The sequence below is a fragment of the Gilvimarinus xylanilyticus genome (assembly GCF_024195295.1).
GTDB lineage: Bacteria > Pseudomonadota > Gammaproteobacteria > Pseudomonadales > Cellvibrionaceae > Gilvimarinus > Gilvimarinus xylanilyticus.
Genome location: NZ_JAMFTH010000001.1, coordinates 358,637 through 384,661, shown reverse-complemented (window position 1 = coordinate 384,661; position 26,025 = coordinate 358,637). Strand labels below are relative to the sequence as shown.

At 54.7% G+C, this 26,025-nt stretch carries 29 protein-coding genes and 1 tRNA gene; 5 read left to right on the top strand and 25 right to left on the bottom strand.

All coding sequences use genetic code 11. The annotated features are described in order from the left end of the window. Position 1: 1 nt before the first annotated feature. The 5 genes from rplS to M6D89_RS01665 all read right to left on the bottom strand — a co-directional run bounded on the left by rplS (position 2) and on the right by M6D89_RS01665 (position 4,042). Positions 2 to 352: a 50S ribosomal protein L19 gene (rplS, locus tag M6D89_RS01685; protein WP_253966298.1), complete on the bottom strand. Its 351-nt coding sequence runs from the start codon at positions 350 to 352 to the stop codon at positions 2 to 4. Positions 353 to 390: 38 nt separating this feature from the next. Further along, complete coding sequence (trmD, locus tag M6D89_RS01680) at positions 391 to 1,158, bottom strand: tRNA (guanosine(37)-N1)-methyltransferase TrmD (RefSeq protein ID WP_472924527.1); 768 nt, start codon at positions 1,156 to 1,158, stop codon at positions 391 to 393. A 33-nt stretch (positions 1,159 to 1,191) separates the two neighbouring features. After that, positions 1,192 to 1,728 (bottom strand): ribosome maturation factor RimM, encoded by a 537-nt coding sequence (rimM, locus tag M6D89_RS01675; protein ID WP_253966297.1) that lies wholly within the window; start codon positions 1,726 to 1,728, stop codon positions 1,192 to 1,194. 10 nt (positions 1,729 to 1,738) lie between these two features. Then, positions 1,739 to 1,978 (bottom strand): 30S ribosomal protein S16, encoded by a 240-nt coding sequence (gene rpsP / locus M6D89_RS01670; protein WP_253966296.1) that lies wholly within the window; start codon positions 1,976 to 1,978, stop codon positions 1,739 to 1,741. A 165-nt stretch (positions 1,979 to 2,143) separates the two neighbouring features. Then, positions 2,144 to 4,042 carry a beta-ketoacyl synthase gene (locus tag M6D89_RS01665; RefSeq protein ID WP_253966295.1) on the bottom strand — a complete coding sequence of 633 codons (1,899 nt, stop codon included), beginning with the start codon at positions 4,040 to 4,042 and terminating at the stop codon, positions 2,144 to 2,146. Positions 4,043 to 4,166: 124 nt separating this feature from the next. On the opposite strand from M6D89_RS01665, the gene M6D89_RS01660 reads away from it, so the two are divergent. Beyond that, complete coding sequence (locus M6D89_RS01660; RefSeq protein ID WP_253966294.1) at positions 4,167 to 5,162, top strand: GlxA family transcriptional regulator; 996 nt, start codon at positions 4,167 to 4,169, stop codon at positions 5,160 to 5,162. A 2-nt stretch (positions 5,163 to 5,164) separates the two neighbouring features. On the opposite strand, the gene M6D89_RS01655 is transcribed toward M6D89_RS01660, so the two are convergent. From M6D89_RS01655 to thrS, 13 genes are all read right to left on the bottom strand, one after another. Then, complete coding sequence (locus tag M6D89_RS01655; protein WP_253966293.1) at positions 5,165 to 5,812, bottom strand: class I SAM-dependent methyltransferase; 648 nt, start codon at positions 5,810 to 5,812, stop codon at positions 5,165 to 5,167. Between the two features lie 45 nt (positions 5,813 to 5,857). Next, positions 5,858 to 6,340: an Hsp20 family protein gene (locus M6D89_RS01650; RefSeq protein ID WP_253966292.1), complete on the bottom strand. Its 483-nt coding sequence runs from the start codon at positions 6,338 to 6,340 to the stop codon at positions 5,858 to 5,860. Between the two features lie 130 nt (positions 6,341 to 6,470). After that, positions 6,471 to 7,400, bottom strand: a complete 930-nt coding sequence (locus tag M6D89_RS01645) for a TIGR01777 family oxidoreductase (RefSeq protein WP_253966291.1) — start codon at positions 7,398 to 7,400, stop codon at positions 6,471 to 6,473. A gap of 188 nt (positions 7,401 to 7,588) precedes the next feature. Further along, positions 7,589 to 8,329: a SapC family protein gene (locus M6D89_RS01640; RefSeq protein WP_253966290.1), complete on the bottom strand. Its 741-nt coding sequence runs from the start codon at positions 8,327 to 8,329 to the stop codon at positions 7,589 to 7,591. A gap of 189 nt (positions 8,330 to 8,518) precedes the next feature. Continuing rightward, positions 8,519 to 8,595, bottom strand: a tRNA-Pro gene (locus M6D89_RS01635). A 117-nt stretch (positions 8,596 to 8,712) separates the two neighbouring features. Further along, positions 8,713 to 9,069 carry a MerR family transcriptional regulator gene (locus tag M6D89_RS01630; protein ID WP_253966289.1) on the bottom strand — a complete coding sequence of 119 codons (357 nt, stop codon included), beginning with the start codon at positions 9,067 to 9,069 and terminating at the stop codon, positions 8,713 to 8,715. Then, positions 9,050 to 9,358 carry an integration host factor subunit alpha gene (gene ihfA, locus M6D89_RS01625; RefSeq protein ID WP_253966288.1) on the bottom strand — a complete coding sequence of 103 codons (309 nt, stop codon included), beginning with the start codon at positions 9,356 to 9,358 and terminating at the stop codon, positions 9,050 to 9,052. Before ihfA ends, M6D89_RS01630 begins: the two co-directional genes overlap by 20 nt. A 10-nt stretch (positions 9,359 to 9,368) precedes the next feature. After that, the gene (gene pheT, locus M6D89_RS01620) at positions 9,369 to 11,744 is read right to left on the bottom strand and encodes a phenylalanine--tRNA ligase subunit beta (protein ID WP_253966287.1); all 2,376 of its coding nucleotides are present in this window, start codon (positions 11,742 to 11,744) and stop codon (positions 9,369 to 9,371) included. A gap of 75 nt (positions 11,745 to 11,819) precedes the next feature. Continuing rightward, positions 11,820 to 12,857, bottom strand: coding sequence for a phenylalanine--tRNA ligase subunit alpha (gene pheS, locus M6D89_RS01615; RefSeq protein ID WP_253966286.1), 1,038 nt, complete (start codon positions 12,855 to 12,857; stop codon positions 11,820 to 11,822). A gap of 141 nt (positions 12,858 to 12,998) precedes the next feature. Then, positions 12,999 to 13,358, bottom strand: a complete 360-nt coding sequence (gene rplT / locus M6D89_RS01610; RefSeq protein ID WP_253966285.1) for a 50S ribosomal protein L20 — start codon at positions 13,356 to 13,358, stop codon at positions 12,999 to 13,001. A gap of 33 nt (positions 13,359 to 13,391) precedes the next feature. Beyond that, positions 13,392 to 13,589: a 50S ribosomal protein L35 gene (rpmI, locus tag M6D89_RS01605; protein WP_253966284.1), complete on the bottom strand. Its 198-nt coding sequence runs from the start codon at positions 13,587 to 13,589 to the stop codon at positions 13,392 to 13,394. Between the two features lie 60 nt (positions 13,590 to 13,649). Then, entirely contained in the window at positions 13,650 to 14,189 is a 540-nt protein-coding gene (gene infC, locus M6D89_RS01600) for a translation initiation factor IF-3 (RefSeq protein WP_253967680.1), read from the bottom strand. A 20-nt stretch (positions 14,190 to 14,209) separates the two neighbouring features. Further along, the gene (gene thrS / locus M6D89_RS01595; protein WP_253966283.1) at positions 14,210 to 16,150 is read right to left on the bottom strand and encodes a threonine--tRNA ligase; all 1,941 of its coding nucleotides are present in this window, start codon (positions 16,148 to 16,150) and stop codon (positions 14,210 to 14,212) included. 284 nt (positions 16,151 to 16,434) lie between these two features. Here thrS and M6D89_RS01590 point away from each other — a divergent pair, with 284 nt between their 5' ends. Next, positions 16,435 to 18,615 (top strand): carboxy terminal-processing peptidase, encoded by a 2,181-nt coding sequence (locus M6D89_RS01590; RefSeq protein ID WP_253966282.1) that lies wholly within the window; start codon positions 16,435 to 16,437, stop codon positions 18,613 to 18,615. A 78-nt stretch (positions 18,616 to 18,693) separates the two neighbouring features. Continuing rightward, positions 18,694 to 19,509, top strand: a complete 816-nt coding sequence (gene xthA, locus M6D89_RS01585) for an exodeoxyribonuclease III (protein WP_253966281.1) — start codon at positions 18,694 to 18,696, stop codon at positions 19,507 to 19,509. Between the two features lie 26 nt (positions 19,510 to 19,535). Here the strand turns inward: xthA and M6D89_RS01580 are convergent, their stop codons facing one another. Beyond that, positions 19,536 to 21,782 (bottom strand): response regulator, encoded by a 2,247-nt coding sequence (locus tag M6D89_RS01580; RefSeq protein ID WP_253966280.1) that lies wholly within the window; start codon positions 21,780 to 21,782, stop codon positions 19,536 to 19,538. 25 nt (positions 21,783 to 21,807) lie between these two features. Next, positions 21,808 to 22,008 carry a DUF2788 domain-containing protein gene (locus tag M6D89_RS01575; protein ID WP_253966279.1) on the bottom strand — a complete coding sequence of 67 codons (201 nt, stop codon included), beginning with the start codon at positions 22,006 to 22,008 and terminating at the stop codon, positions 21,808 to 21,810. Positions 22,009 to 22,161: 153 nt separating this feature from the next. Here M6D89_RS01575 and M6D89_RS01570 point away from each other — a divergent pair, with 153 nt between their 5' ends. Further along, entirely contained in the window at positions 22,162 to 22,566 is a 405-nt protein-coding gene (locus tag M6D89_RS01570; protein WP_253966278.1) for a hypothetical protein, read from the top strand. Positions 22,567 to 22,585: 19 nt separating this feature from the next. Here the strand turns inward: M6D89_RS01570 and M6D89_RS01565 are convergent, their stop codons facing one another. From M6D89_RS01565 to M6D89_RS01550, 4 genes are all read right to left on the bottom strand, one after another. Then, complete coding sequence (locus M6D89_RS01565; RefSeq protein ID WP_253966277.1) at positions 22,586 to 23,044, bottom strand: molybdenum cofactor biosynthesis protein MoaE; 459 nt, start codon at positions 23,042 to 23,044, stop codon at positions 22,586 to 22,588. A 1-nt stretch (position 23,045) separates the two neighbouring features. Continuing rightward, complete coding sequence (gene moaD, locus M6D89_RS01560) at positions 23,046 to 23,294, bottom strand: molybdopterin synthase sulfur carrier subunit (RefSeq protein WP_253966276.1); 249 nt, start codon at positions 23,292 to 23,294, stop codon at positions 23,046 to 23,048. After that, positions 23,291 to 23,770, bottom strand: a complete 480-nt coding sequence (moaC, locus tag M6D89_RS01555; RefSeq protein WP_253966275.1) for a cyclic pyranopterin monophosphate synthase MoaC — start codon at positions 23,768 to 23,770, stop codon at positions 23,291 to 23,293. The genes moaD and moaC overlap by 4 nt, the downstream gene beginning before the upstream one ends. A 311-nt stretch (positions 23,771 to 24,081) precedes the next feature. Next, complete coding sequence (locus M6D89_RS01550; RefSeq protein WP_253966274.1) at positions 24,082 to 24,858, bottom strand: DUF481 domain-containing protein; 777 nt, start codon at positions 24,856 to 24,858, stop codon at positions 24,082 to 24,084. A gap of 260 nt (positions 24,859 to 25,118) precedes the next feature. On the opposite strand from M6D89_RS01550, the gene M6D89_RS01545 reads away from it, so the two are divergent. Then, complete coding sequence (locus tag M6D89_RS01545; RefSeq protein ID WP_253966273.1) at positions 25,119 to 25,520, top strand: CopD family protein; 402 nt, start codon at positions 25,119 to 25,121, stop codon at positions 25,518 to 25,520. A 16-nt stretch (positions 25,521 to 25,536) separates the two neighbouring features. Here M6D89_RS01545 and M6D89_RS01540 read toward each other — a convergent pair whose 3' ends face one another. Continuing rightward, positions 25,537 to 25,998: a DUF2231 domain-containing protein gene (locus tag M6D89_RS01540; protein ID WP_253966272.1), complete on the bottom strand. Its 462-nt coding sequence runs from the start codon at positions 25,996 to 25,998 to the stop codon at positions 25,537 to 25,539. Positions 25,999 to 26,025: the final 27 nt, after the last annotated feature.

Sequence of the window (26,025 nt, the reverse complement as noted above, 5' to 3'; positions counted from 1 at the left end):
CTTAAGACAGCTTCTCTTTAATACGAGCAGCCTTACCAGTCAGATCGCGCAAGTAGTACAGCTTGGCCTGACGCACATCACCGCGACGCTTAACAGCAATGCTGTCAACCTGACGGCTGTGAGTTTGGAAAGTACGCTCAACGCCCACACCGTAAGAAATTTTACGCACGGTGAAAGCCGAGTTGATACCGCGGTTACGCTTGGCGATTACTACACCTTCGTAAGCCTGCAGACGCTCGCGGTTGCCTTCGGTTACTTTCACCTGAACCACAACGGTGTCACCCGGGGAAAATTCCGGAACGTCTTGCTTGAGCTGTTCGTTTTCGAGCTCTTGAATGATTTTGTTAGTCATCTCGTTTCTCCTGAGAGTCTGTAGCTTCACAGCTAGAGTTAGTCATTAAGGTCCCGACGAAAGTCCGTCAGCAGCGCTTGCTGCTCCTCGGTTAAGTCTTTGTGTTGCAATAAATCTGGCCGTCTCAGCCAGGTTCGCCCCAGCGCCTGTTTCAGGCGCCAACGCCGAATTTTTGCGTGGTCTCCCGAGAGCAACACCTCGGGTACCCCCACCCCGTCCAAGGTTTCGGGACGGGTGTAGTGCGGGTGATCCAAAAGTCCGTCGGTAAAGGAGTCCTCCACCGCCGACTGGGCATCACCCAATGCGCCGGGCAATAACCGAATCACCGCGTCCATTAGCACCATCGCCGGAAGCTCGCCGCCGGAAAGCACATAGTCACCAATGGACCACTCTTCATCAACCACCGCTTCTATCAAGCGCTCATCAATGCCTTCGTAGCGTCCGGCCAGCAAAATCAGATTGCCGCCTTGCGACATTGCCTGTGCCGCCTGCTGGTTAAATACCTGCCCCTGTGGTGACAGGTAGATCACCCGAGCCTTTTCGGTCCAGCGCCGTGCATCTTCGACCGCATCGGCTAATGGTTGTACTTTCATCAGCATGCCGGGGCCGCCGCCATAGGGGCGGTCGTCCACGGTGCGGTGCCTATCGCGGGTAAAATCTCGCGGATTCCAGCAACGCACCTCCACCCGGCCTTCTTTAACCGCCCGGGAGCTAATTCCGCTGCCCAGGACGGCGTCAAACATTTCCGGAAACAGGGTTATCACCGCAATCTTCAGTGGCGCCCGGCCATCTGTATCGGTGCTCACGCCTATCCCCCTAAAACGGTGTCATACCGTCTGTTAAAACTCTGGGTCCCAGTAAACCGTCATTTCACCGGTCTCGAGATCCACGTTCAGAACATAATCGTCGGGCACGTAGGGAATTAACCTTTCGCGCTTATCTATGCTCTGATCATCGGCCTGAACCACCAGCACATCATTGGCGCCGGTTTCCAGCAGACGTTTTACCGCGCCTAAGCGCACCCGCTGGCCGTCAAACTCGCTGAATACGGCCAGCCCTTGCAGCTGATGCCAGTAGTACTCACCGTCATCCAGCTCGGGCAGCGCATCGCGTTCTATCGCGATGGTCACGCCGGTGTAACTCGCCGCCAAGTCGCGATCGTCCACCCCTTTAAGGTGGGCCACATAGCCTTTGCCATGGGGCTTAAACTCGTCAACCTCCACCGCTTTCACCCCGTGGGCGGTCTTAATCCACCAGGGGCTGTAGCTGAACAGGTTGTCGGCAGGCTCGGTAAACGACTGGATTTTCAGCCAGCCTTTGATGCCAAATGCCGTGCTGATGCGCCCGGAATCGACAAGATTGGATGAGCCCGCCACAGCGCGTCGCTTACGCTGCTTCTTTTACCAGCTTAGAAACACGCTCGCTCAGCTGAGCGCCCTGGCTTACCCAGTAGTCGATGCGCTCTTGATCAACGCGCAGCTTTTCTTCCTGACCGCGGGCGATCGGGTTAAAGAAACCAACACGCTCGATAAAACGACCGTTACGCGCACTGCGGCTGTCGGTTACAGTCAGGTGGTAAAAAGGACGCTTTTTAGAGCCGCCACGTGACAGACGAATAGTTACCATGAAATCTTTCCTGTGGTTGTGTGGCCAGGCTGTGCCTGGTCGCGATTAAACTGTTTTTAGCGGCCGGAGTCGCACCGGTCGCGAAAGGCGCCGCATTTTAAGGCAAACGTAAGCCTTTGTATAGCTTTATTGGGCGAGATTTGTGCAACTGGCCCCGCCGTTGTCTTAAACCATGTCGGTAAAGCGGTTGGGCAGATCCAAATCAATGGCCTGAGAGAAGCCCGGCAGAGACATTTTACCTTCGTTCAAGGCAATCTGGCTCTCGTCTATCAACCCCTCCCCAAACTGGTAAATGGTGCCGAAATCGCCGCGCAGCGCCGCCTGATCATAAGCATTGGCGCCCTTTCGGGTGGCCTCGCGGCGGGCTTGGTAAGCTGTAAAAGCCTCGGCGCCGTAACGCTTGGCCAGCATCTGCTCGACCACCCGAGGCGACAAAACACTCGCAGTGGCGTTATTACCGCCAAAGCCCTTGGAGTTTAAAAAGGCCACATCAATGGGCTGCGCTGGGGTAAAGTCGGCGGTTTCGATACGCAGACGGTCGGTGTACACATCGTCTGCGACTTTATCGATGGTTTTGATCCCCGGCACCAGGTTGTACTTAAAGGTACCCAGGCTGGCGATCAACTGATCGGCACTGGCGGGGGACAGGGAGTGACCCACAAAGGCCTTAATCGCCGCTACCGGCCAGTCGGTGATACCGAAATATTCGGCAATCTGATCAAAAATCTGCGACTCGGTAATGCGGTTTTGCGGGGTACTGGAGCCGTGAGCGTGCACCATAGAGCGTTCGCGAATCCCTTCGTCGCCAACAATCGCCCGCGCCGAGGCCACCGCCTTGGCAAAGGTAATATGGTTGCCGGGGCCGGGAGCGGAAATGGATTTTTTAAACCCATCCGCATTGATAAACACATCGTTCACCGCGCCGTGGATATCGGCCCCCAACTCAAGCGCCAGGGCATCGTCCATTAACACCACATACTGGGCGGATTCGGCAATAGTAAAACCGCAGTTCTCACCAAACGGGCGGCTGGAGCGACGCGGATCGGTGGTATCGCCGCCGTCGAGCTTTTTTAATTTATCTTCGCTGGCCAGCGCGCCCATAGTGGCGTAGCCGTCGATGATCTCTTGGGTAATAGGCGCCTCGGCATTACCCACCACGGCGACCCGACAGCGACCACTGGCGATATCTTCGGTGGCCGCACGCAGGTTGTATAAAAAGGAGGCGCAAGCCCCGGCAATGGCACCTGTATGTCCTACGCTACCCAGAATATAGGCGTTCACAAAATCCGCGGGCATGCTGTTTAACCCCAGCGGGCACTGTTTGGTGGTCACCCGGCCACCGCGCAAACGCGCCTGCAGCAAGCCACCAAAACCAGCCTCGTCCATCTGGCTCATCACATTGCTGGCGTAAACCCCCACCTCATCGGGTTTAACGCTGGCGGCGATATCGGCCCAGGGAATACCCACAGAACGCACCGCATCGGAGGCGGCGATAATGGTTAACTGCAGGGCACGGGGGTGGAAGCGAGCGTTGTACAGTGCCGCCGGATCAAAACCCTCGGGCAGCTGACCCGCTGACTTTACCGGAATATCGCGGTAGCTATCGACTTTTACCTCGACACTTCCGGTCACCTCAACCCTTACCCGGCGCCCTTCCAGCTCGGTAACACGCCAGTTATCGGGTATGGGCTCTGGCAGATCGCGCGAAGACAGGACAAATGTCTGAAGCTCGGTTTCACCGTTTAAGGTGGCGCTTTTTTGCCAGGCGGCGGCGTCTACATCAAAAAATCCGGTGCCAATGCGACGAATTAAGCTACCCGCCAACACCGGCTCACCGAAGCGCTGCTCTACTGCCTCAAGCGTCAGGGGGTGGCCCTCAGAGTCACACCAGGCGCCACCATCGCAGGTCACCAACCCCATCATCACCGCCAATCCGGCCAGGGTTTCGCGGCGCTCATGCTCGGGCAGCGACTCAATCACCATACGTCGGAAGGCGTGATGGCCCGAACTGCGACCGGCAGCGTTAAAACCTCCAAAACCGACAATAACGGGCAAGCGTGACATGGCAAAAACTCCGAGCAAACAGGGGAATACTATGGCAAGCGAGTGTAGAGTGCTGCCCCCATAAGCGTCACGGCCATTTTAGCCATTGACTATGGTATTCTGGCCAAAACCGAGGCCACGACTTATGAGCGAGACACGTATCACCTTTGTGCTATCTGAAAACATGATGGCGACAGGAACGGCCCTGCCCATGGAGATGCTGCGCACGGCGGCACTGGCGGCCAGACGACAGACACACACCCGACACCACCGCTTAATCCTGAGCTCTACGGCCGAGACACTGACCCCTTTTGCCAGTGGCAATGGCTGGCAGTGGCAGGCAGAGCAGACTTTGGCGCAAAACCACGACAGTGACATCATTTATTTACCCGCCTTGTGGCGCAACCCCCGCCCCACCCTACAACGCTCGCAAGCCCTGCTGGATTGGCTGCAAGCGCAACACGCCCGTGGCGCCACTCTGTGCGCGGTAAGCACGGGGGTGTGTTTTCTGGCCGAAGCGGGGTTGCTGGACGGCAAAGCCGCCACCACCCACTGGCACTACTTTGATCAGTTTGAACGGGATTACCCGCAGGTGGCGTTAAAGCGGCAACACTTTATTACCCAAGCGGGCAATATTTACTGCGCTGCCAGCGTCAACTCGCTGGCAGACTTAACCGTGCACTTTATTCAAAAACTGTTTGATAGCACCCTGGCCACTCATGTAGAGCGGCACTTCTCACACGAGATTCGCCGCCCCTACGAAAGCCTGGCTTTTTACGACAATTTGGACCACCCCCACCCGGATGAACTGATTGTGCAGGTGCAAAGCTGGTTGCGAGAACACTACGCCCGCATTATTAATATCGGCGAGCTAGCGCAGCGCTTTGGGATGAGCACGCGAACCTTTAACCGCCGTTTTAAAGAAGCCACCGGGTGTGCGCCATTAGAGTATTTGCGCCAGGTCCGAATCAATACCGCCCAAGATTTATTGCGCTCGAGCAATTACAGCATTACCGAAATTGCCGCTCAGGTGGGCTATGCCGATACCGCCTATTTTACCGAACGCTTTAAACAGCAATTAGATATAACGCCCAGCGACTATCGAGCCACCGTGCGTGCAAAACTCTTCCATACTGACTGACATTAAAACGCGGGCTTTTGCAGAAGCACCACATCCTTATCGGCCAGTATTAATTCGGCGCCCCACTGCTGCGCCAACCAATGGAAGGTATTCTGCGAAAAAAAACACACATGGGTGGGATCGTTTTTATAGTGCCAGCGAGTAAAAGCGTTTTTGTCCAACACCCGCTTGGTCATAATCACCAACCATCCACCGGGCATTAAGCAAGACCACAATTGATTCAAATCGCGCTGCGGATAGTGCAAATGCTCCACGACCTCAGTCGCGGTAATAAAATCATAACGGGCGTTCAGGCTTTCAGGGTCGGGGGCATAAAACACATCATAAACCGATACGCTAACACCGCGCTCTTGCAGCATTTTCTGCAACACCGGTTCCGGCCCACACCCAAAATCTAAACCCCGGCAGCCTGGAGCCAGACGCGGCAATAAAGGGCTTAACGCACGGGATAAAAAGCGCCGATAGCCCGCGTCTTCACCACTGTTTTCGTGCAAGTCATACTCGGCTTTTTCCTGCGCTGCGCTCAGGTAAAAGCCAGGCGGCACAAACACCAGCTGACAGGAAAGACACTGATAATAGTCGCGCTTAGAATCCTGATAGTAAAATTCTGTATGGCGAGATTGGCAGAGGGGACAAGGTAAGTCTGACATACAAAAGTGCCGGCCAGGCCGGCACTTACGATTCACTATCAGGCATTAGGCAGCCTGAGTTTGGTCCTTATCAGAGGCCGACTGATGCTCGACGCCCTGGGCCTGACCAGTACCAATTTCAATACTGCGCGGTTTAATCGCCTCGGGCACTTCGCGCACCAAATCGATATGCAGCAGACCGTTTTCAAAGTTGGCGGTCTCTACCCGCACATGGTCGGCCAACTGAAAGCGACGCTCGAAATTGCGCGCGGCAATACCGCGGTGCAAAAAGGTTCGCGAACCATCGTCTTCGGCGTTTTTGCCCACAATGGTGAGGTTGTTTTGGTTAACCTCGATGGACAGTTCATCGCGATCGAAACCCGCTACCGCCATGGTGATGCGATAATGGTCTTCCCCAGTCAACTCAATATTGTAGGGGGGATAACTGGGCTGCGACTGTTCAGTGCGCGACAGTGAGTCGAGCAAGCTGGCCATACGGTCAAAGCCAATAGATGAACGATACAGGGGAGAAAAATCAAAATTACGCATAATCATATCCTCAAATTCGAGCAATATTTTTAAAGTGCCCATCGTGCCGATCGGGCGGTTTGTGTACCCCTCTTCAGAGCCGGTACACTTCTTATTTAAGGTCGGTTTTGCGTAATTCAAGCAACTAAATTTAATTTTTTACACAATTTTTTAGCGCCTCAGGCAACTCTGGATATTGGTATTTAAAACGCCTATTTAAAGCCTTGGCTGGGCAGACGTTACTGCTCCCCAGCAGTAGCTCCTCGCCGGCCTGCCCCCAGATCAGCTTTAGTATGGGTGCGGGCATTCGCATAAAGCATGGCCGGTTCAGTTGCGACGCCAAAGTCCTGGAAAAATCACGATTGCGAATTGCCTTGGGCGCCGCAGCGTTGACAGGTCCACTGACTGAGCTGTCGCGCAACAACCAGAGAATCATCTGCACCAGATCATCGCGATGAATCCAACTCATCCATTGTTGGCCACTGCCTAAGGGACCACCCACACCCATTCGAAACGCTGGTAGCATTTGCGCCAGGGCGCCACCGTCGGGGCCCAATACAATCGCCGTACGCAACAGACAAAGTCGACTGCCTTGCACCCTAAACCCCTGAGCCACCTGTTCCCACTCGGCGCAAAGCTCGGCGGCAAAACCTTCGCCCCCTGGGGATTGCTCATCAACCGGGTCCTGCGTGCGGGTGCCGTAATAGCCGATCGCACTGCCGCTAACCACAACCTCGGGCGCTAAATTCAAGTTGCGCACATACTCTAACACCGTCGAGGTAAACGCCACCCGACTCTGCCACAAGGTATCGCGTCGCGCGCGACTCCAGCGTTGCCCCATAATGGGCGCCCCGGCCAGATTGATCAGGGCAAAGTAGCCCGCCGAGTCCAAGTGTAGAAAGTCGCTAATGACCTTAACTTTATCTCCCCACAAACTTCGGGCGACATTGGGCCTACGGCTGTAAACGGTAATCTCGGCCCCAAACTCAAGCAGCCGCGCCACCAGCGGCAGCCCTACGAACCCGGTGGCACCGGTCAGCAACACCTTCTTGCCGTGTAAGATATCTGCCTGGTTTTGCATAGCACTGCCCTTTCTTTGCGCCAATTTCGCGATAATAAAGGGTACGCCGCAGACGCTTTACGGTTCACCTAAGCGAACGATTTTTCACCACGGATATTCAGACTAGTCGACCGGCCAGGAATTCGCACGTAAAAACCGACAGGCATAAAAAAAGCCGGCAATGCCGGCTTTTTCGGAAGGCTAAAAACTTAGCCCAGCTTAGCGTTTTTGCGCTCCACCAGCTCGTTCAAATTGCTTAGCGAGTTCAGGTGCGCATAAATCAACTCCAGACCGTCGCGCTTAAACAAATCCAGCGCCTGCTCGTCGGTCAGGGCTTTCAGCTTCTCACGCTTAACCGTATAAAAGCCTTTAATGCTCATGTTGCTGTCAGCATTATTGCGGAACTCAATATTCGCCTGCATCGGCTCCAGCAAATCCAGCTCTTTCAGCTTGCGACAAAATACTTTGGTCATTTCGGCGCGCTGTTGATAATCCTGCAAGAACTTCAGCATTTCTTTCAAAAACTCAGTTTGCTCGCCATTGTCGTCAAACAAACGATTGCCCGAGCTACCATCAGGTACCAGCGCTTTGCTATCTTCATCCACACACAAAGTCAGGGTTTCACTTTCTTTGGTGCCGGCAAACACGAAGGGATAGCGACGGATAAAAGCGGGGATGTAGCGCGCGTCGAACTGACTTTTTTCATTCAGCATCAGGTTTTCACCCTGAGAAACCCCCACTACCGCCAAAGGCGTGTGCTCGCCCTCTTCGTTAGGCGCCGAAAAAATAACCGGATACTCGGCCGATGCAAAAGGGATTTCGGTCGCCAGCAGGGGCACCGAAGTCAGCTCAGAGGCAAAGTCGTGCGACTGGACATTAACCGCATAGTTGCGGTGCTTGTCACTGGTTACTGGCTGGATGTTGTCATAAATCATTAATTGTTTGGTCACGTAAATACCTCAGTTGTTATTGTGCGTGCTCGCAAGCCTCGCTGGGTCAAAAATCAGGGGCACATAGTAGCATCTTATGCAGAGGCTGCCACCTCACAGACCTATATTGGACCGATGCAGGCGATTACAAGTAGTGAGAATAAAAACTAGGAAGCAAGTCGAGAAGTTAAACAATAAGAAGAGAAGAAATGGTCGGAACGGCGGGATTCGAACCCACGACCACCACACCCCCAGTGTGGTGCGCTACCAGGCTGCGCTACGTTCCGACTGGTAGACCTTAACGGTGAGAACCGCTAAGAGGTGCGCATAATACCGGATTTTTCCCAGATTGCAACACGCTTTTTTGCCGCCTCAATCTTGTGAATACAGGGCGACCGATCCGGTTATTTTTTCAGCACATCCAGTAGCTGTTCGAGTTCGGAGATCATCTGAGTGACCAGTTGATTAAACTGGCCGGCGTCCTGCTGGCCGGTCTCGCCACTCATCTGCTGGCGGGCCCCGCCGATGGTAAAGCCCTGATCGTAAAGCAGTGCCCGAATCTGACGGATGGTAAGAACATCCTGGCGCTGATAATAGCGGCGATTACCGCGGCGTTTAACCGGCTTTAGCTGGGGAAACTCCTGCTCCCAATAGCGCAAAACGTGCGGTTTAACCGCACACAGCTCGCTCACCTCTCCAATGGTGAAATAACGCTTGCCGGGAATAACCGGCAATTCATCGTTATGGCTTGGTTCCAGCATAAGTCTCTACTCGTGCCTTGAGTTTTTGCCCGGGCTTAAAGGTGACGACGCGCCGTGCGCTAATGGGAATCTCTTCCCCGGTTTTGGGGTTGCGGCCCGGGCGCTGGCTTTTGTCGCGCAGGTCAAAGTTGCCGAAACCGGACAATTTGACCTGCTCGTTACACTCCAGCGAGTGACGGATTTCCTCAAAAAACAATTCCACCAGCTCTTTGGCCTCGCGCTTATTTAGGCCCAGCTCTTCGTACAGCTTTTCCGCTAAATCCGCTTTGGTCAATGCACTGTTGGTCATAGGTTCCCGCCTACCGCAGAGTTGCACCATATTTTTGGGTGACATCGGCCACCACGCTATCGATGAACCCGTTTATTTCATCGTCGTTAAGAGTGCGTGATGGATGCTGAAAGGTCAAGCCCAGAGCCACACTTTTTCTATGTGGATCAATACCTTTGCCCACATACAGGTCAAAAACCTTTAAGTCTGACAAATAGTCCCCGGCGCTGTCGGTAATGCTTTGCAACAGCTGATTAACCGGCTGGGTCTTATCCACCACCAGCGCCAAATCGCGACGCACGGCGGGAAACCGGGACAGAGGGTTAAACGCCGGCACCCGAGCCTCAAGCAGATTATTTAACGCCAGCTCGAACACAAACACACCGTCAGGTAGGCCCAGCTGCCCCTGTAGCACCGGGTGAATAGCGCCAATCACACCAATCGGCTTGCCGCCCAAAATGACTTCGGCAGTCTGCCCCGGGTGAAGCGCCGGGTGCGATCCGGCAGCAAAGGCCAGCTCCGCCTCGCGTCCGGTGACCCCAACCAGCGACTCGATATCGCCTTTCAGGTCATAGAAGTCCACTTTCTGAGTGCTATCGGCCCAGTTTTCGTCCGCCAGTGGTCCGTACACCAAGCCCGCCAAGGTAGGCGTTTGCGCCACACCATCAGCACCGGGGACAAATTTTTGTCCCGATTCGAACATTCGTATACGGCCCTGTTGGCGATTCAGATTATAGCGAAGCGCGGTTACCAGCCCCGGCAGCAAGCTGGTACGCATCACCGCCATATCGGCGCTGATGGGGTTTTGCAGGGCAACCGGGTCTATCTCTGGCTCAAACTGAGCGGCCAGTTTAGGGTCGATAAAGCTATAGGTGACCACCTCCTGGAAGCGGCGCGCGACCAAGTGGCGACGCAGGCTTGTCAGAGTAACCTGAGACTCGGTATGAGACTGAATCGTCATGCTCTGGGTGGGCACCTTGGTAGGCAGACGGTTGTAGCCGTAGATACGGGCCAGCTCTTCCAGCAAGTCGGCCTCGATGCTGACATCAAAGCGCCAGCTGGGCACGGCGACTTTCCAACCGTCCACGGTACCCGAGACGGCAAAGCCTAAGCGGGTCAGAATATCGCTGACCTCATTATCGGACAGCTCAATACTCAAACCGCTTTTAATGCGCTCGCGGCGCAGCACCACACTCGCCGGCGCGGGCAACTGGTCATTCACTTGCTCGATCACAGGCCCCGCCTGACCGCCGACAATTTCCAGCAGCAAGGCTGTAGCACGCTCGATGGCGTCTCGAGCCAACTGATAGTCTACCCCACGCTCAAAGCGGTGGGACGAGTCGGTATGCAAGCCGTAGCTGCGCGCCCGCCCGGCAATCGCCAGGGGGTTGAAAAAGGCGCTCTCTAAAAATAAATCGGTGGTTTGCGCGGTCACCGATGAGGCCAGTCCGCCCATAATACCGGCCATGGCAAGGGGCTGACTGTTATCGACAATCAACAAAGTGCCTTCGGCAAGCTCAACTTCCTGCTCATCCAACAGGGTCAGCTTTTCGCCCGCTTTTGCCTGACGCACGTGAATACCGCCGTCAATCTTGGCCAAATCAAACGCGTGCATGGGCTGGCCCAGCTCCAGCAATACGTAGTTGGTCACATCCACCACCGCGTCAATGGAGCGAATACCACTGCGGCGCAGTTTTTCCTGCAGCCACAAAGGGCTGGGGGCTGAAACGTCTACCCCGCGAATTACCCGGCCCAAATAACGCGAGCAGGCATCGCCCGCTTCCAGCGCAACGGGCAAGGCATCTTTTATGCTCGCGGTTACAGTCTCTGCGGCCGCTGCGTTGACCGGGTGGCGATTAATCACTCCCAGCTCACGCGCCAAACCGCGCACGCTCAGGCAATCCCCGCGATTGGGGGTAATATCCACCTCAATCACGGTATCGTTAAGGTTTAAGTAATCGCGCAGATCGGTGCCAGTCGGGGCATCGACCGCCAATTCCCACAGGCCATCATCGTCATCGCCCGCCTCTAATTCGGTTTGCGCGCAGAGCATGCCGAAGGATTCCACTCCGCGCAGCTTGGCCTTTTTGATTTTGAAATCACCGGGCAACTGGGCGCCTACGGTGGCAAAGGGCACTTTGATGCCCGCGCGCGCATTGGGGGCGCCGCACACCACTTGCACGTGCTCGCCATCCGGGTGCCCGGACACTTGGCAAACACGCAGTTTGTCCGCGTCCGGGTGCTGTTCGATGCTAACAATCTCACCCACGACAACGCCGCTAAAGGCGCCAGCTACGGGTTCGGTGGCATCCACCTCGATACCGGCCATGGTCAACTGATCGACGATGGCTTGGGTATCAATGTCCGGATTAATCCACTCGCGCAACCAGGATTCACTTACTTTCATAGTCCAATTCTCTTTGTACCCCTGGCGCAGTGATGCGCAGGGGCTAAATTCTGGGTTTTTGTTGCAGTTATTCGCTTAAAACTGCTGCAAGAACTTCAAATCGTTTTCGAAAAACAGGCGTAAATCGTTTACGCCGTAGCGCAGCATGGCCATGCGCTCTACCCCGATACCAAAGGCAAAACCTGTGTAGGTCTCAGGGTCAATGCCCGAGGACTTGAACACATTGGGGTGCACCATGCCGCAGCCCATAATTTCGATCCAGCCGGTGTGCTTGCACACGCGGCAACCTTCGCCATGACACTGGGTGCAACCGATGTCCACCTCGGCTGAGGGCTCGGTAAAAGGAAAGTACGAAGGGCGGAAACGTACCGGGGCGTCGGTCTCGAAAAACGCCTTCAGGAACTGGTCCACCGTGCCTTTGAGGTCGGCAAAACTGATGTTTTTGTCCACCACCAAGCCTTCAATTTGGTGGAACATGGGCGTATGAGTTAAGTCGGAATCACAGCGATAAACGCGGCCCGGGCAGACAATGCGAATGGGCGGCTCGGATGATTCCATAACCCGCACCTGCACCGGCGATGTGTGGGTGCGCAACACATAGCTGCCGCCGGAAGTCTGAAAATGTTTGTTTTCAACATAAAAGGTGTCGTGCATCGCCCGGGCGGGGTGATGCGCGGGAATATTCAGGGCTTCAAAGTTGTGCTGATCGTCTTCAATTTCGGGGCCTTCGGCCACTTCGTAGCCCACCTGGGCAAAGATCTCGGCAATGCGGTCCAGCGTGCGGGTAACCGGGTGCAAGCCACCGGCGTCGCGGGCCCGTCCGGGCAGGGTAACGTCAATGGTTTCCTCGGCCAGCTTTGCCTCAATGGCGGCGTTTTCCAGGCGGGTTTTTACCGCCTCAATACGCTCTTGCACCTGCTGCTTGGCCTGATTGATTTTTGCCCCGGCTGCGGGTCGCTCTTCGGCGGACAATTTGCCCAGCATTTTCGCCTGAGCACTAATCTGGCCTTTTTTACCCAGATATTCCACCCGAACTTTATCCAGTGCCGCCAGATCTTCGGCACTGTCTACCAGCTTGAGCGCCTCTTCGGTCAGCGCAGCGAGATTTTCCATCGCAGTATCCAATTATTTAATGCATTGTGGTTTTCGACCCAGCTTTCGCTGGCGACAAATAAAAAAGGGGAGGCCTGAAACAGCCCTCCCCTTTATCGCGTAGTTGCACGGGCAGCGAGCCCGTCTGCGTCATTGCGGCGATTAAGCAGCCAGAGCTGATTTTGCCTGAGCAACAACGGCAGCAAAGGCCGCTTTATCGTGAACAGCAATGTCTGCCAGAACACGACGGTCCAGTGCGATATTGGCTTTCTTCAAACCAGCGATCAGCTGGCTGTAAGTCATGCCTTCAGCGCGCGACTGGGCGTTGATACGGGTAATCCACAGAGCGCGGAAATTGCGCTTGTTGACTCGACGGTCGCGATACGCGTACTGGCCAGCTTTGATAACCGCTTGCTTAGCAACACGAAATACGCGCGAACGAGCGCCGTAATAACCTTTTGCAGCTTTTAAAACTTTCTTGTGACGACGACGCGCCTCTACACCACGTTTTACACGGGCCATACTAACCTCCTCTTAAAATCTCAAATGAACCAATTACTTGGCGCGTAACATGCGATCGACATGAACGGTATCAGCGGCGTTAAGCACGTTGGTACCGCGCAGCTGACGCTTACGCTTGGTGGTCATTTTGGTGAGGATGTGGCTCTTGTTAGCGTGTTTGTGCTTATAACCAGCAGCCGTCTTTTTAAAGCGCTTGGCGGCGCCAGAATGTACTTTAGCTTTCGATGCCATGAGAAAAACTCCGCATTTGCAATGATTAATATTAAGTAACCTAGGCAGCTAAAAGCCCGACTACTTTCTCTTTCTCGGGGCCATGACCATAATCAGTTGGCGGCCTTCCATTTTGGGCCGTTGTTCCACTGTTGCCAGTTCTTCCAGGTCGGTCTCGATGCGTTGCATCATTTCCATCCCCAGTTCCTGGTGAGCCATTTCGCGGCCGCGGTAGCGCAGTGATACCTTGGCTTTGTCCCCGTTTTCTAGGAAACGTGTAAGGTTGCGTAGCTTGACCTTATAGTCCCCTTCTTCCGTCCCTGGACGAAACTTCATTTCTTTAATTTGCTGCTGCTTTTGCTTCTTCTTCGCAGCGGCTTTGGTCTTCTTAATCTCGAACAGGTGTTTCCCGTAGTCCATCACTTTGCACACTACGGGCTTACTATCAGGCGCTATTTCAACCAGATCCAAATCGGCGTCCTGGGCCACTTTTAAGGCTTCGGACAGTGGGACTACCCCCACCTGATCCCCGTCGGCACCGATCAGTCGGACTTCCGACGCTTCAATTTGATCGTTAATACGAGCTTTCTTGGATTTGCCTTTAGCGTTATCTCTTTTGATAGTGTCTTTCTCCTGTTCAATTAATCTTGTGTGTCAGACGCCGACACCCGACTGCGGTTGGCAACATCCGCTGCCAACAGGTCGGTAAAGGCCTCGACACTCATCACACCCAGGTCTTGGCCGTCGCGCGTACGCACGGCTACCTGCCCGGATTCTACCTCTTTGTCGCCTACGACAATTAAATAGGGAACCCGCTGAATTGTGTGCTCGCGGATTTTAAAGCCGATCTTCTCGTTTCTCAAGTCCGAAACCGCTCTAAACCCACGATTTGCGAGTGTTTTTTCGACTTTTTGTACATATTCGGCCTGATTGTCGGTGATATTGGCCAGCACAACCTGCACCGGCGCCAACCAAGTAGGGAAAGCACCCTCGTAGTTTTCGATCAAAATACCGATAAATCGCTCAAATGAACCCAGGATGGCGCGGTGCAGCATCACCGGCACCTGACGCGAGCCATCCTCAGCTACATATTGGGCATCCAGACGCCCTGGCATGGAAAAATCCACCTGAATGGTGCCGCACTGCCACACCCGGCCCAGGCAATCTTTGAGGGAAAACTCAATCTTGGGGCCGTAAAAGGCGCCCTCGCCCGGCAGTAATTTGTACTCCAGCCCCTTGGCGTCCAGGGCATCGGCCAGCGCTTTTTCGGCTTTATCCCACACCTCATCGCTACCCACGCGCTGCTCGGGGCGCGTCGACAGGCGAATAATCACTTCATCAAAGCCAAAATCGGCGTATACCTGATACAGCAAATCGGTAAAGGCGGAGACCTCATCCTGAATCGCGTCTTCCGCGCAGAAAATGTGGGCATCGTCCTGGGTGAAGCCGCGCACCCGCATAATGCCGTGCAGCGATCCCGAGGCCTCGTTGCGGTGGCAAGAGCCGAACTCCGCCAAACGCAGGGGCAAATCACGGTAGCTGCGCAGCCCCTGGTTAAACACCTGCACATGGCAGGGGCAGTTCATGGGCTTAACCGCAAATTCGCGATCTTCGGACTTCAACATAAACATGTCGTCGCCGAATTTATCGGCATGGCCGGACTTCTGCCACAGGCTCAAATCCACCACCTGCGGGGTTTTGATCTCCTGGTAGCCGTTATCGCGCTGCACCTTACGCATGTAATCTTCAATGGTGGTGTAAATCGACCACCCCTTGGGGTGCCAAAACACCATACCCGGCGCCTCTTCCTGCATGTGGAACAGGTCAAACTTTTTCGCCAGCTTGCGGTGATCGCGCTTTTCCGCCTCTTCCAGGCGGCGCAAATAAGCTTTTAGCTCTTTCTTATCGTTCCAGGCGGTACCGTAAATGCGCTGCAGCTGCTTGTTGCTGGCATCGCCGCGCCAGTAGGCGCCGGAAACACGCATCAGCTTAAAGTGACGCATCACCCGGGTGTTGGGCACGTGGGGACCGCGACACATGTCGATGTATTCTTCGTGGTGGTAAAGGCCCACCGCTTTTTCACCCGCCTCGATCAGGCCGTCGACCAGCTCTACCTTGTACTCCTCACCGCGACCGGCAAACACCTCACGGGCGCGCTCGATGGGCGTCATCTCTTTAATAACGTCGTAGTCTTTCTTGATCAGCTCTTTTACGCGCTGCTCAACCGCCTCCAGATCTTCCGGGGTCAGCGGACGCTCGTAGTCAATGTCATAGTAAAAACCGTCGTCGATGACCGGACCAATGGCCATTTTGGCCTCGGGAAACAGCTGCTTAATCGCGTGCCCCACCAAGTGGGCAAAGGAGTGGCGAATAACCTCGACACCCTCGTCGTCGCGACCGGTAATCAGAGAAATATTGGCGTCGCGATCAATCAGCTCACAGGCGTCAACCAGCTCGCCATCGATACGACCACACACGGTCGCCTTGGCCAAACCGGGTCCGATATCTTCGGCCACCTGCATGAGAGTGACGGGTTGAGAGAATTCGCGTTTAGAACCGTCGGGGAGAGTGATAACTGGCATGTTACGTCCTTCCTCAGTGGTGACCCCTACCAAAGGCCACTTGTGTGTTTGTGCGCTGACCGCGCTAAAAGCCCGCCAGTATAGTAAAACTGGCCCACTCGCACCACCGCCTGTGCCCATAAACACGACTTTTATTCGCCCCCCTGCCCCCTTGGCAGACGCCGAGCGAGCTGGTTTACTGGGCTAGTAGAACAAATAATGCTATGTTGCTGTCCTATAACTAGCGGTACGCGGGAGAGGCCCGTCAAGCCGACCTAAGTAGTAAAGCGGAGCCTTGAGTTTTCATGCTGAAAAAAATGCCCCTGTCCCATCACGCCGCCCAGTTGCTGGGCGCGCTGGTTTTCACCCTGTCGGCGAGCCTCGCCCAGGCACTGAACTCCGAGCCTTTAGACCCAGAGCCTTTACAGAGCACCGAAGAGCAGCGCGAAACCACTGCCGAGATTGTCGAGTCACTGCACAAACACCACTACCGTGACCAGGATATCAACGACGAGCTGTCGCGGAAGTTTCTCGATAACTACCTCAAAACCCTGGACCCGGGCAAAAGTTATTTACTGCAAAGCGATGTCGACGAGTTCAACAAACACGCCTTAAAGTTTGACGACGACTTTCAAAAGGGTCAGCTTGACGTCGCCTTTGATATTTACGCCCGCTACCGCACCCGGTTTATTGAACGGGCCCAAAGCGTGATCGCCGAACTGGAAGACGAAGAAAAAACCTTCGATTTTGCGGTGGATGAAACTCTGTTGGTCGACCGCGACGAAGCGAGCTGGGCAGCCGATAAAGCCGCCGCCGAAAAGATGTGGCGCAAGCGAGTCAAAGCCGATGTGCTCAACCTTAAACTCGCAGGTAAAAGCATCGAAGAAGCTCGCGAGCTATTGGCAAAGCGCTACCAAAACCAGGCGCGTCGGATGAGCCAGCAAACCGGCGATGACGCCTTTAACGCCGTCATTAATGCCTTTACCATGCTGTACGATCCGCACACCAATTACTTGTCGCCACGTACGCTGGAAAACTTCAATATTAATATGTCGCTGTCGCTGGAAGGCATTGGCGCCATGCTGCAAAGCGAGGACGAGTACACCAAAGTGGTCCGTTTAGTGCCCGCCGGGCCCGCCGACAAACAGGGCCAGTTGAAACCCGCCGACCGTATTGTGGGTGTGGGCCAGGGCAAAGAGGGCGATATCGTCGATGTGATTGGCTGGCGCCTGGACGAGGTGGTGGACCTAATTCGCGGTAAAAAGGACAGCACCGTGCGCCTGGAAGTGTTACCCGCTAAGGCCGCCGCAGGGAGCACCACCCACATTGTCAGCATTAAGCGCGACACGGTTAAGCTGGAGGAGCAGGCCGCGCAAAAAGCCGTGTTTGAGCTGAGTGACGAGCAAAACAACAGCTACAAACTGGGTGTCATTGATATTCCCACCTTCTATATGGATTTTGAGGCCTACCGCAAACGCGACCCCAATTACAAAAGCACCACCCGCGATGTGTTTAAACTCTTGGGCGAGCTGGCGGCAGAGAAAGTCGACGGCATTGTTGTCGATTTGCGCAACAACGGCGGCGGTTCGTTGCACGAAGCTACCTCGCTGACGGATTTGTTTATCGATCAGGGGCCGGTGGTACAAATTCGCCAAACCAATCAGCGCATCTCACGCAACTACCGCTCCCACTCCAAAGCCGTGTATCGCGGCCCTATTGTGGTGCTGGTTAACCGCCTGAGTGCCTCGGCTTCAGAGATTTTTGCCGGCGCCATTCAGGACTACGGGCGCGGTATTATTGTGGGCAGCCAATCTTTCGGTAAGGGAACCGTGCAGTCGCTTCAGCCTTTGCAGCACGGCCAATTAAAAATTACCGAATCCAAGTTTTACCGTGTGTCGGGCGACAGTACTCAGCACCGGGGCGTACTGCCGGATATTGACCTGCCGGAGATGATTGACCCGGAAGATGTGGGCGAAAGCATCTACGACTACGCCCTGCCCTGGGATCAAATTCACGAGGCCAAGCACGCGCACTACTATGATATTGCCGCGTTACTGCCCCAAATCGAGCAGCGTCACAGCAAACGCATCAGCACCGATCCGGATTTTATTTTCCTCGCCGAGGAGCAGGCCCTGGTTAACGCCAACTCCAATCGTGACTATATTTCGCTGAATGAAAAGACCCGCTTAGCGGAAAAGGAAGATCTGGAAAATCAGCTGTTAAACCTGGAAAACACGCGCCGCAAAGCCAAAGGGCTTGAGCCCTACGAAACCTACGCCGACATTAGCGGCGAAGGTAACGACGAGGGTGAGGGAGAAAGCGAAAGCGGTGGCGAAGCCGACCCAGAGGCGCAAGCCATGGACACCGGCCCGGAAAAAATCGACCCGTCCAAAGATCCGTTTTTAACCGAAGCCGGTTATATTTTAGTGGATTTTATTCGCGGCTTGGACCAGGAAGAGAACACCGCTAAGGTCGCTAACTTTTAAGCCCTAGCCGGCGGCGACCTTGGTCGCCGCCCATGACTTAACCACCACCCGTCTGAATCAGGATTTGACCCACAACCAATGAAAGTCGTTTGTTTTAATATCAACAGTATCCGTTCGCGTCTGCATCAGCTGCAGGCGATTATCGACAAATACCAGCCGGATTTTATCGGGCTACAAGAAACCAAGGTGCACGACGATCAGTTTCCCCAAGAAGCGGTCGAAGCCATGGGCTACCACGTCGCATTTCACGGCCAGAAAACTCACTACGGCGTCGCGCTGATGTCCAAGCACCCGTTTAAAGAGACGATTAAGGGCTTCCCCGGCGACACTGAAGAATCGCAAAAACGCTTTATTGGCGGCGTGTTTGATGTGCCCGGCGTGGGCGATTTGCATGTCTACAATGGTTACTTCCCTCAGGGCGAAAGCCGCGACCACCCGCTTAAGTTTCCCGCCAAAGAAAAATACTACGCCGATTTAAACCGGCTGCTGAGTGAAGAGCACAGCGCCGATAAACCGCTAATTTTAATGGGTGATATGAACATCTCCCACCGGGATATCGATATCGGTATTGGCGAGGACAACCGCAAACGCTGGCTGCGCACCGGCAAATGCAGCTTTTTGCCCGAAGAGCGCGAATGGCTGGATCAGCTGCTCGCCTGGGGGCTGACCGACACCTATCGTACGATACACCCCAATAACGACGAGACCTTTAGCTGGTTTGACTACCGCTCACGCGGCTTTGAGCGCGAGCCCCGTCGCGGGCTGCGTATCGATTTAATTTTGGCAAGTAAAGCTCTGGCACCCCAGTGCGTTGACGCGGGTATTGACTACGAGTTGCGGGGCATGGAAAAACCTTCAGACCACTGCCCTATTTGGAGCGAGTTTAAGGTTTAACCTCACCCCCCCGGCATGTTGGGGGGCTAGCTTTTAGTTTCCGGTTCGTTCGGCATATCCAGCCAGCGCTGCAAACGCCCCTGCAAAGCTTCATAGCGCAGGGGCTTAGCCAACTGATCATCGTAGCCGGCAGAAAACAGCTCGCTGATTTGCTCTTCGCTTAAATCGGGCGCCATGGCAATCACCGGTACTCGGCGCCGGCTGTTGGTGGCTTTTTCCAGCTCGCGGATATCGTGCACGGCCCGCACCCCCGAGTCTTCCGGAAGTTCGCTGTCCAGCAACACCAAATCGAAACGTTCTTTTTCCAAGATGGCCACGGCCTCGGGGCCTGAGTTGACCAACTGCACATAGCAACCCAGCTTTTTCAGCATGCCCGAGGCAACCATTTGATTAACCCGGTGATCTTCTACCACCAATACCCGAGGCACACCCGGCCCGTCGGTTACCGGCAACACAGGTTCGGCTAATGTCACCGCGGGCTCGGCCTCGCAGCTGCCCGATAGCAAGCGCTTGCACAAGGTTTCATAGAGGTGCTTGTACATAATGGGCTTTTCCAGGCAGCTGACCTGGGTAAAGCGCGACAAATGCTCCTGCACCTCTTCGGTGTCGCGCTGCAGCACGCTCATAGCAATCACCTGGCGCAACTCGCGGGTAGGTTCCTCTTGCGCCAGCTCTTTGGACAACGCCAGTGCGTTAAAGCTGTTCAGGCGGTTGTAAATTAACACCAGATCGATGGGTTCACCCGCCTTGTCGCATTCATCAATCCGGCTAACAGCTTGCTCATAGCCATACACCGTCTGGGCAATAACGCCCCAATTGCCCAGTTCATCCACCAGATTAAGAGCCACTCGATCGGGCAGGTCCACCAGCATAATGCGCTTACCGTGCAGCTTCTGATCGCTGCCCAATTGCTTGCCCTGGTGGCTGATGGTTTGCACGCGCACATTAATCACCAGGCGATTACCCCCCGAGGGGCTTTTTAGCAGATGCACGCTGCCGCCCATACACTCGGCCAGGCCCTTGCTGATCGCCAAGCCAATACCCACCCGGCCGGTTTGCTCGGCCTCGGACAAGCGGGTTTCATCAATCTCGGCTTTGGCCTCATCGGTACGGTGGTAATGGCTGTCGCTGATCACGATTTGCAACTCGCCATCGTCGCCGCGACTCTCGGCGTAGGTCACCTCGACAAACACATTGCCGGTAACCGAGAATTTAATCGCATGTCCCAGCAAGGTCGCAGTTATCTGGCGCAGCCGGGCGGCGTCGCCGCGTACCCGGGCGGGCAGCTCGGCATCCAGCAGGTAGTTAAGCTCTACCGCCTGCTGATGGGCTTCCGAGGAGAAATCCTGCACCAGCTTGGCGACCAGACGGCGCAGGTCAAATACCGATTCATCCAGCTCGAGGGACTTGGTGGTAATCTTGGAAAAATCTACCACATTGTTCACCAGATCCAGCTGCCGCTCACCGGCTTTAGTGGCCATTTTCAATAAATCTCGCTGACGATCGGACAGGTCGGCCTCATCCACCAGCGACAAGGTACCCAGAATATCGTTGAGCGACACCCGAAACTCATGCCCCAGGTTCACTAAAAATTCGTTCTTTAGTTCAATCGCCGCGCGCGAACTTTTTTGTTCGTGCTCCAGGCCCCGCGCCCGCTCGTGCAGCACATGGTTGGCCTCCAGCCGCTCCCAGTAGGCATTGCCGTTAACCCGCGCCTGGTGCACCAGCATCATATAAAACAGCACCATAATCGCGGCGTACAAATAGCCATCAATGGTCGCGAGTAACATGGCCGTCACCGCAGCGGGAATCATGCCGATAAACAGGTAAATTTTAAGAAAGCGAATATAGGGGGCGAACACATTGGCCACCGAGGAGTAAAACACCACGGTGTACAACCACATAATCAGGGTTTCTTCGCGCATGCCCAGCACCCAGGTCAGGCTGACCAGAATCACGCTCCACCAGATAGCACCCAAAAAAGAGGCTAAAAAATACTGCGTGCGCCAGCGTTTGGGGGCGCGCGAGTATAGCGCCTCGAAACGGAACAGGTAGTAGCTTCGCAGCAAAGTCACCAGCAGCAACCCGGTGACCAGTACCACCGCCAGGTTGGTCTCGCGGTAAAAGAAATCGCCAAACGCTAGGCTAAAGGCAAACACTAAAAAATTGAGCACCAGCCCCCGGCGGCTGTATTTGGCAACCCGGGCGTCGGTGTCGTGAATCACCTGACGGTCTTTTTGCACCTTAGAGCAAGGGGTAAATAGGTCGAACATAGATACGCCTCAGCGGGGTTTGCCGCTATTTGATCATGAACTCAACCAGAACGGTTTTTATAATAAAGCCCAGCAGCCCCAAACCCAGGGCCAAAAACAAAATAAAGGTACCAAAACGCCCCGCTTTGGATTTTTTCGCCAGATCCCAGACGATAAAAACCATAAAGGCGATCAGACCGCCGACTCCCAGAATCAGCGACCAGTTTTCGAACTGTTCAAATGACATTCACTCACCGCAAAGACTGCCGGATAAAGGCGGCTATTGTAACCAAGTTACCCCGCTGCCGCACGTTTCACCCCCACCTGAGCAAGGGGCTACCCAAACATCAACGCCTGCACTATTATGGAGATTCATCCAATTGGATCACGGAGATTTCCAATGAAAATAACTCACACCCTAGTTGCCGCCAGCTCTCTGGCATTATTGATCGCTTGCAGCCCCGACAGCAGTACCGAGTCCGAGCTGGAAAAATCGACCCAAGAAACCGTGGAAAGCGCCAAAAAGACCGCAAAAGAAGCCAGTAATACCGCGGCAGATAAAGCCCGCGACCTGGGCGACAAAACCGCCGATGCGGCTGAAGATGCCTGGGACGCCACCAAAGACGCTACCGCCGATGGAGTAGAGAAGGCGAAAGAGCTGGGTGAAGAGGGATGGGAAAAAACCAAAGAAATGAGCGAAGACGGCTGGGAAAAAACCAAAGAAGTCAGCAAAGATGGCTGGGAAGCCACTAAAGAAGCCGGTTCAGACGCCGCCGATGCGGTTGACGAGGCTATTGAGGATTAATTCTCTCGGCCAACGGCAGTTAATCCCAACCACTGGCGGCCCGACCGTCGCTGGCTTTAGCCTCGACCCAACCGCAGGTACCATCGGCCCGGTGCTCTTTTTTCCAAAAGGGCGCCGTGGTTTTCAGCTTATCGATTAAAAAACGCGATGCCTGGTAGGCCTCATCCCGGTGACCCGCCGCTACAGCGACCAGTACAATCTGCTCGCCCACCGCAATCCGACCCACCCGATGCCACACAGTTACCGCTTCCAGCGTCCAGCGCTTGCGGGCCTCGGCAACCAGCTGATGCAACGCCTGCTCGGTCATGGCCGGGTAGTGCTCAAGCTCTAATGCCACGACCGGGTTGTCGGCGTCATCGGGGCGAACGCGCCCTACAAACAACACGATGCCACCGGCATCGCTGGCGTGGGCCAAAAGCGCTGCGTATTCGCCGGCCAACGAAAAATCCCGGGGGGTTACCTCAATCCGGTCTACCATCTCAGCCTCCGGTCACGGGCGGAAACAGCGCCACTTCATCGCCATCGCCGACAGGAGTGTCTGGCTTTGCCATGCTCTGGTTAACAGCCACCAGCACACGCTCATCCCCCAGCGCCTTTTGCCAGTTTTCACCGCGCGTCTGCAATTGGCTCTGCAACTGTGCCACTGTCAGAATATTACTTGCTTCGAGCTCCAGCTGTTCGCAACCCAAGGTTTCGCGCAGCTGGGCGAAAAATAACACCGTGATCATGGGTCGCTCCGTTGATAGTGACCGCGACGTCCGCCGGACTTTTCCAGCAGACACAAATCCTCTACCACCATCGCCATATCGACCGCCTTGCACATATCAATAACCGTTAACGCGGCAACACTGGCGGCGGTCAGCGCCTCCATTTCGACGCCGGTCTGACCGGCGAGCTTGCAGTAGGTTTCAATATACAGCTCGTTGGAGTCAGGCTCGAGGGTGAAGTTTACTGCCACTTTTGACAGCGCCAAGGGATGGCAAAGGGGTATCAAGTCACTGCATTTTTTTGCCGCCTGAATCCCGGCAATACGCGCGGTGGCCAGCACATCGCCCTTTTTTAAACCGTTGTCGGCAATGGCCTGCAAAGTGGCGGGCGCCATTTTTACCCGCGCCTGAGCGCGGGCCTGGCGGGTGGTGACGGGCTTGTCCGAGACATCCACCATACTGGCGGCGCCGCTACTATCACAATGGGTTAAAGCCATAACATTCTCTTTATTGGGACCAATATTCAGAGGTTACAACGCCCAGGGATTCAGTGAAAGACTACTGACGCCCGAAACCATGCCTAACTCTGACGACCAGACTCTGTGAAAGAACAGCTCTCATACGGCTATATTGCGCGTTCGAGCAGAAACAAGGAGATTCCGGTGTGATGGAAGGGCTAAATAGGCGTTTGCAAAGCTGTAAAAAAACGCCCCTGCATAATCGGACGGTGGCTACAGCAAAACAAAACAGGAACTTAACTCAACGCCCGACAAAGGCCAGGCGTTGAGAAGCGTGAGATCACACAGGTTTAAAAGTTGTACACCAAATTAATGTAAGTCGTGGTGTCGGTCTCTTCTTTATCCGGTGCCACGTCGGTGTCATGGCTCAAGGTGTAGCCCACTTTCATCTGCATCCGGTCGCTGATCTTCGTGCTGAGCGAGGTATCGCTTAAATAGCGAGTATTGTCTTCGGCAGCTTCGGCGGCCAGCTTCTGATTAAAGGTGGCATTTTCGGTGATCTCCCAGTTTAGCTCTCCGGCCACACGCACCATAGCGCCCTCTTCGCTCTCGATGGTGTCAGTTTCTTCATCCAGCACTTTGTCACCCCAGTAGTAGCCGGGGACAATTTCACCATCTAAGGTGATCGATCCATTGTCGATAAAGCGGGCGCCGTATCCGAAAGATACAACAGTGTAATCCCGATAAGAGCCGAATTCATCGTGGGTATGAGAAGCGAACCCGAACAAGCTGCTAAAGTCATCGGCAAACAAGTAGGACGACTTTGCCGACCCGAAATATTTTTCCGCGGTGGTTTCCGTTACCTTGATGCCCGAATCATTCTTGATCTCGTCCTCTTTGTATAACACTGAGGCAACGAATTCATTCTTCCAGTGTTCCAAAGTCTGTGTCAGATCTACCTTGCCGTTAACCGACATGGTCTCGGTGTTACCACTGGTACTAATGGCACCCAGCTCAGCAGCGACTTCCCAGGTTTTCACCTCAGTGACATCGTCGTCTTGCGCCTGCACAATGCCAGCGCTAACCAACAAAACGGCTGCAGCGGTACTGGTAACAAATGTTTTCATAACATCCCCTTTGAGTACATATGATGTGATAGCAGGCATTATACACGCTGAACCTGACGGTTTAAGGGGGAATAGCCACGACATGAGGCACAGCCCACAAGCTTGGCCGCACTGTGAAAAGATTCATAAACTATCCACGCAATCACGATATTATCCAACGCCCCTTGCACCCTAGCCGCAAAAGCCAGACACTGAGAGAACCATAGGGTACTCGAGCGATGTTAACTACGCCCTGACAAGCTGCTAGCTAAGGACTATTCATGCCCTGGTTACTGACATTGCACATTGCCGCCTTGCTTTGCTGGTGTGGAACCTTGTTATACCTACCGGGGCTTATGCTCTCGCAGACACCCGGAAAACCCAAAAGTCTATCGCAGTGGGTGTATACCGCTATTGCCACACCCGCCGCTCTGGCCTCCATTATTCTCGGCACGCTCGTATTTTCGGTTCACAATATGTTAGATAAATGGCTGATTGCAAAGCTGTTTATGGTCACGCTGTTAGTCTTGCTGCATTTACTGCTCGGCTGGCTCATCGCCCGACATAAGCGCAATGCCCTGAGCCACGCCAGACGCTGGTGTTATACGATCACTCTTTTGCTCGGCGTCGCGATAACTGCGATTATTGCGCTTGTTTTAGCTAAACCCGTTTTCGGTGTTTAAGATGCTAGCATTCAGCTCATTGGTCCAATTCTGTATCCACGCCTACCCCATGCTCGTAGACCAGCTGGCCGCCCAGTATACCCGCCAGCGAGACCAACACCGCGGTAAAAATCGACAGGCTGAGGCCCCAGGGATTTACCCAACTTTGCATATCATCAAGCCGGAGCAACCAGTTGAGGGTCACCACCGACAGCCCCATGACCGCCACAAGGGCGTGGCTCCAGGCGGCTATCAAACGTCGAATTTGCGCCACCGAAACCAGATCAATCAGGCCAATCAACCCGGCACCCCAGCCACACAAGCTGCCCACACCCGCAAGCCACAAACTCGCTCTGGCCCAAAAGGTGTCGCCGGTCATCAAAAATCCGATATCGCTAGCAACCAGTCCCAGCAAGGCGGCGACCGGAAAGTGGATCAGCATAGGGTGAATCGGGTGGCCCGCAATCGCGGTGCGGCTGGGTATGGGAGATGGACGCATAAAAGTTTCTCAACGGTCTCGGCAAAG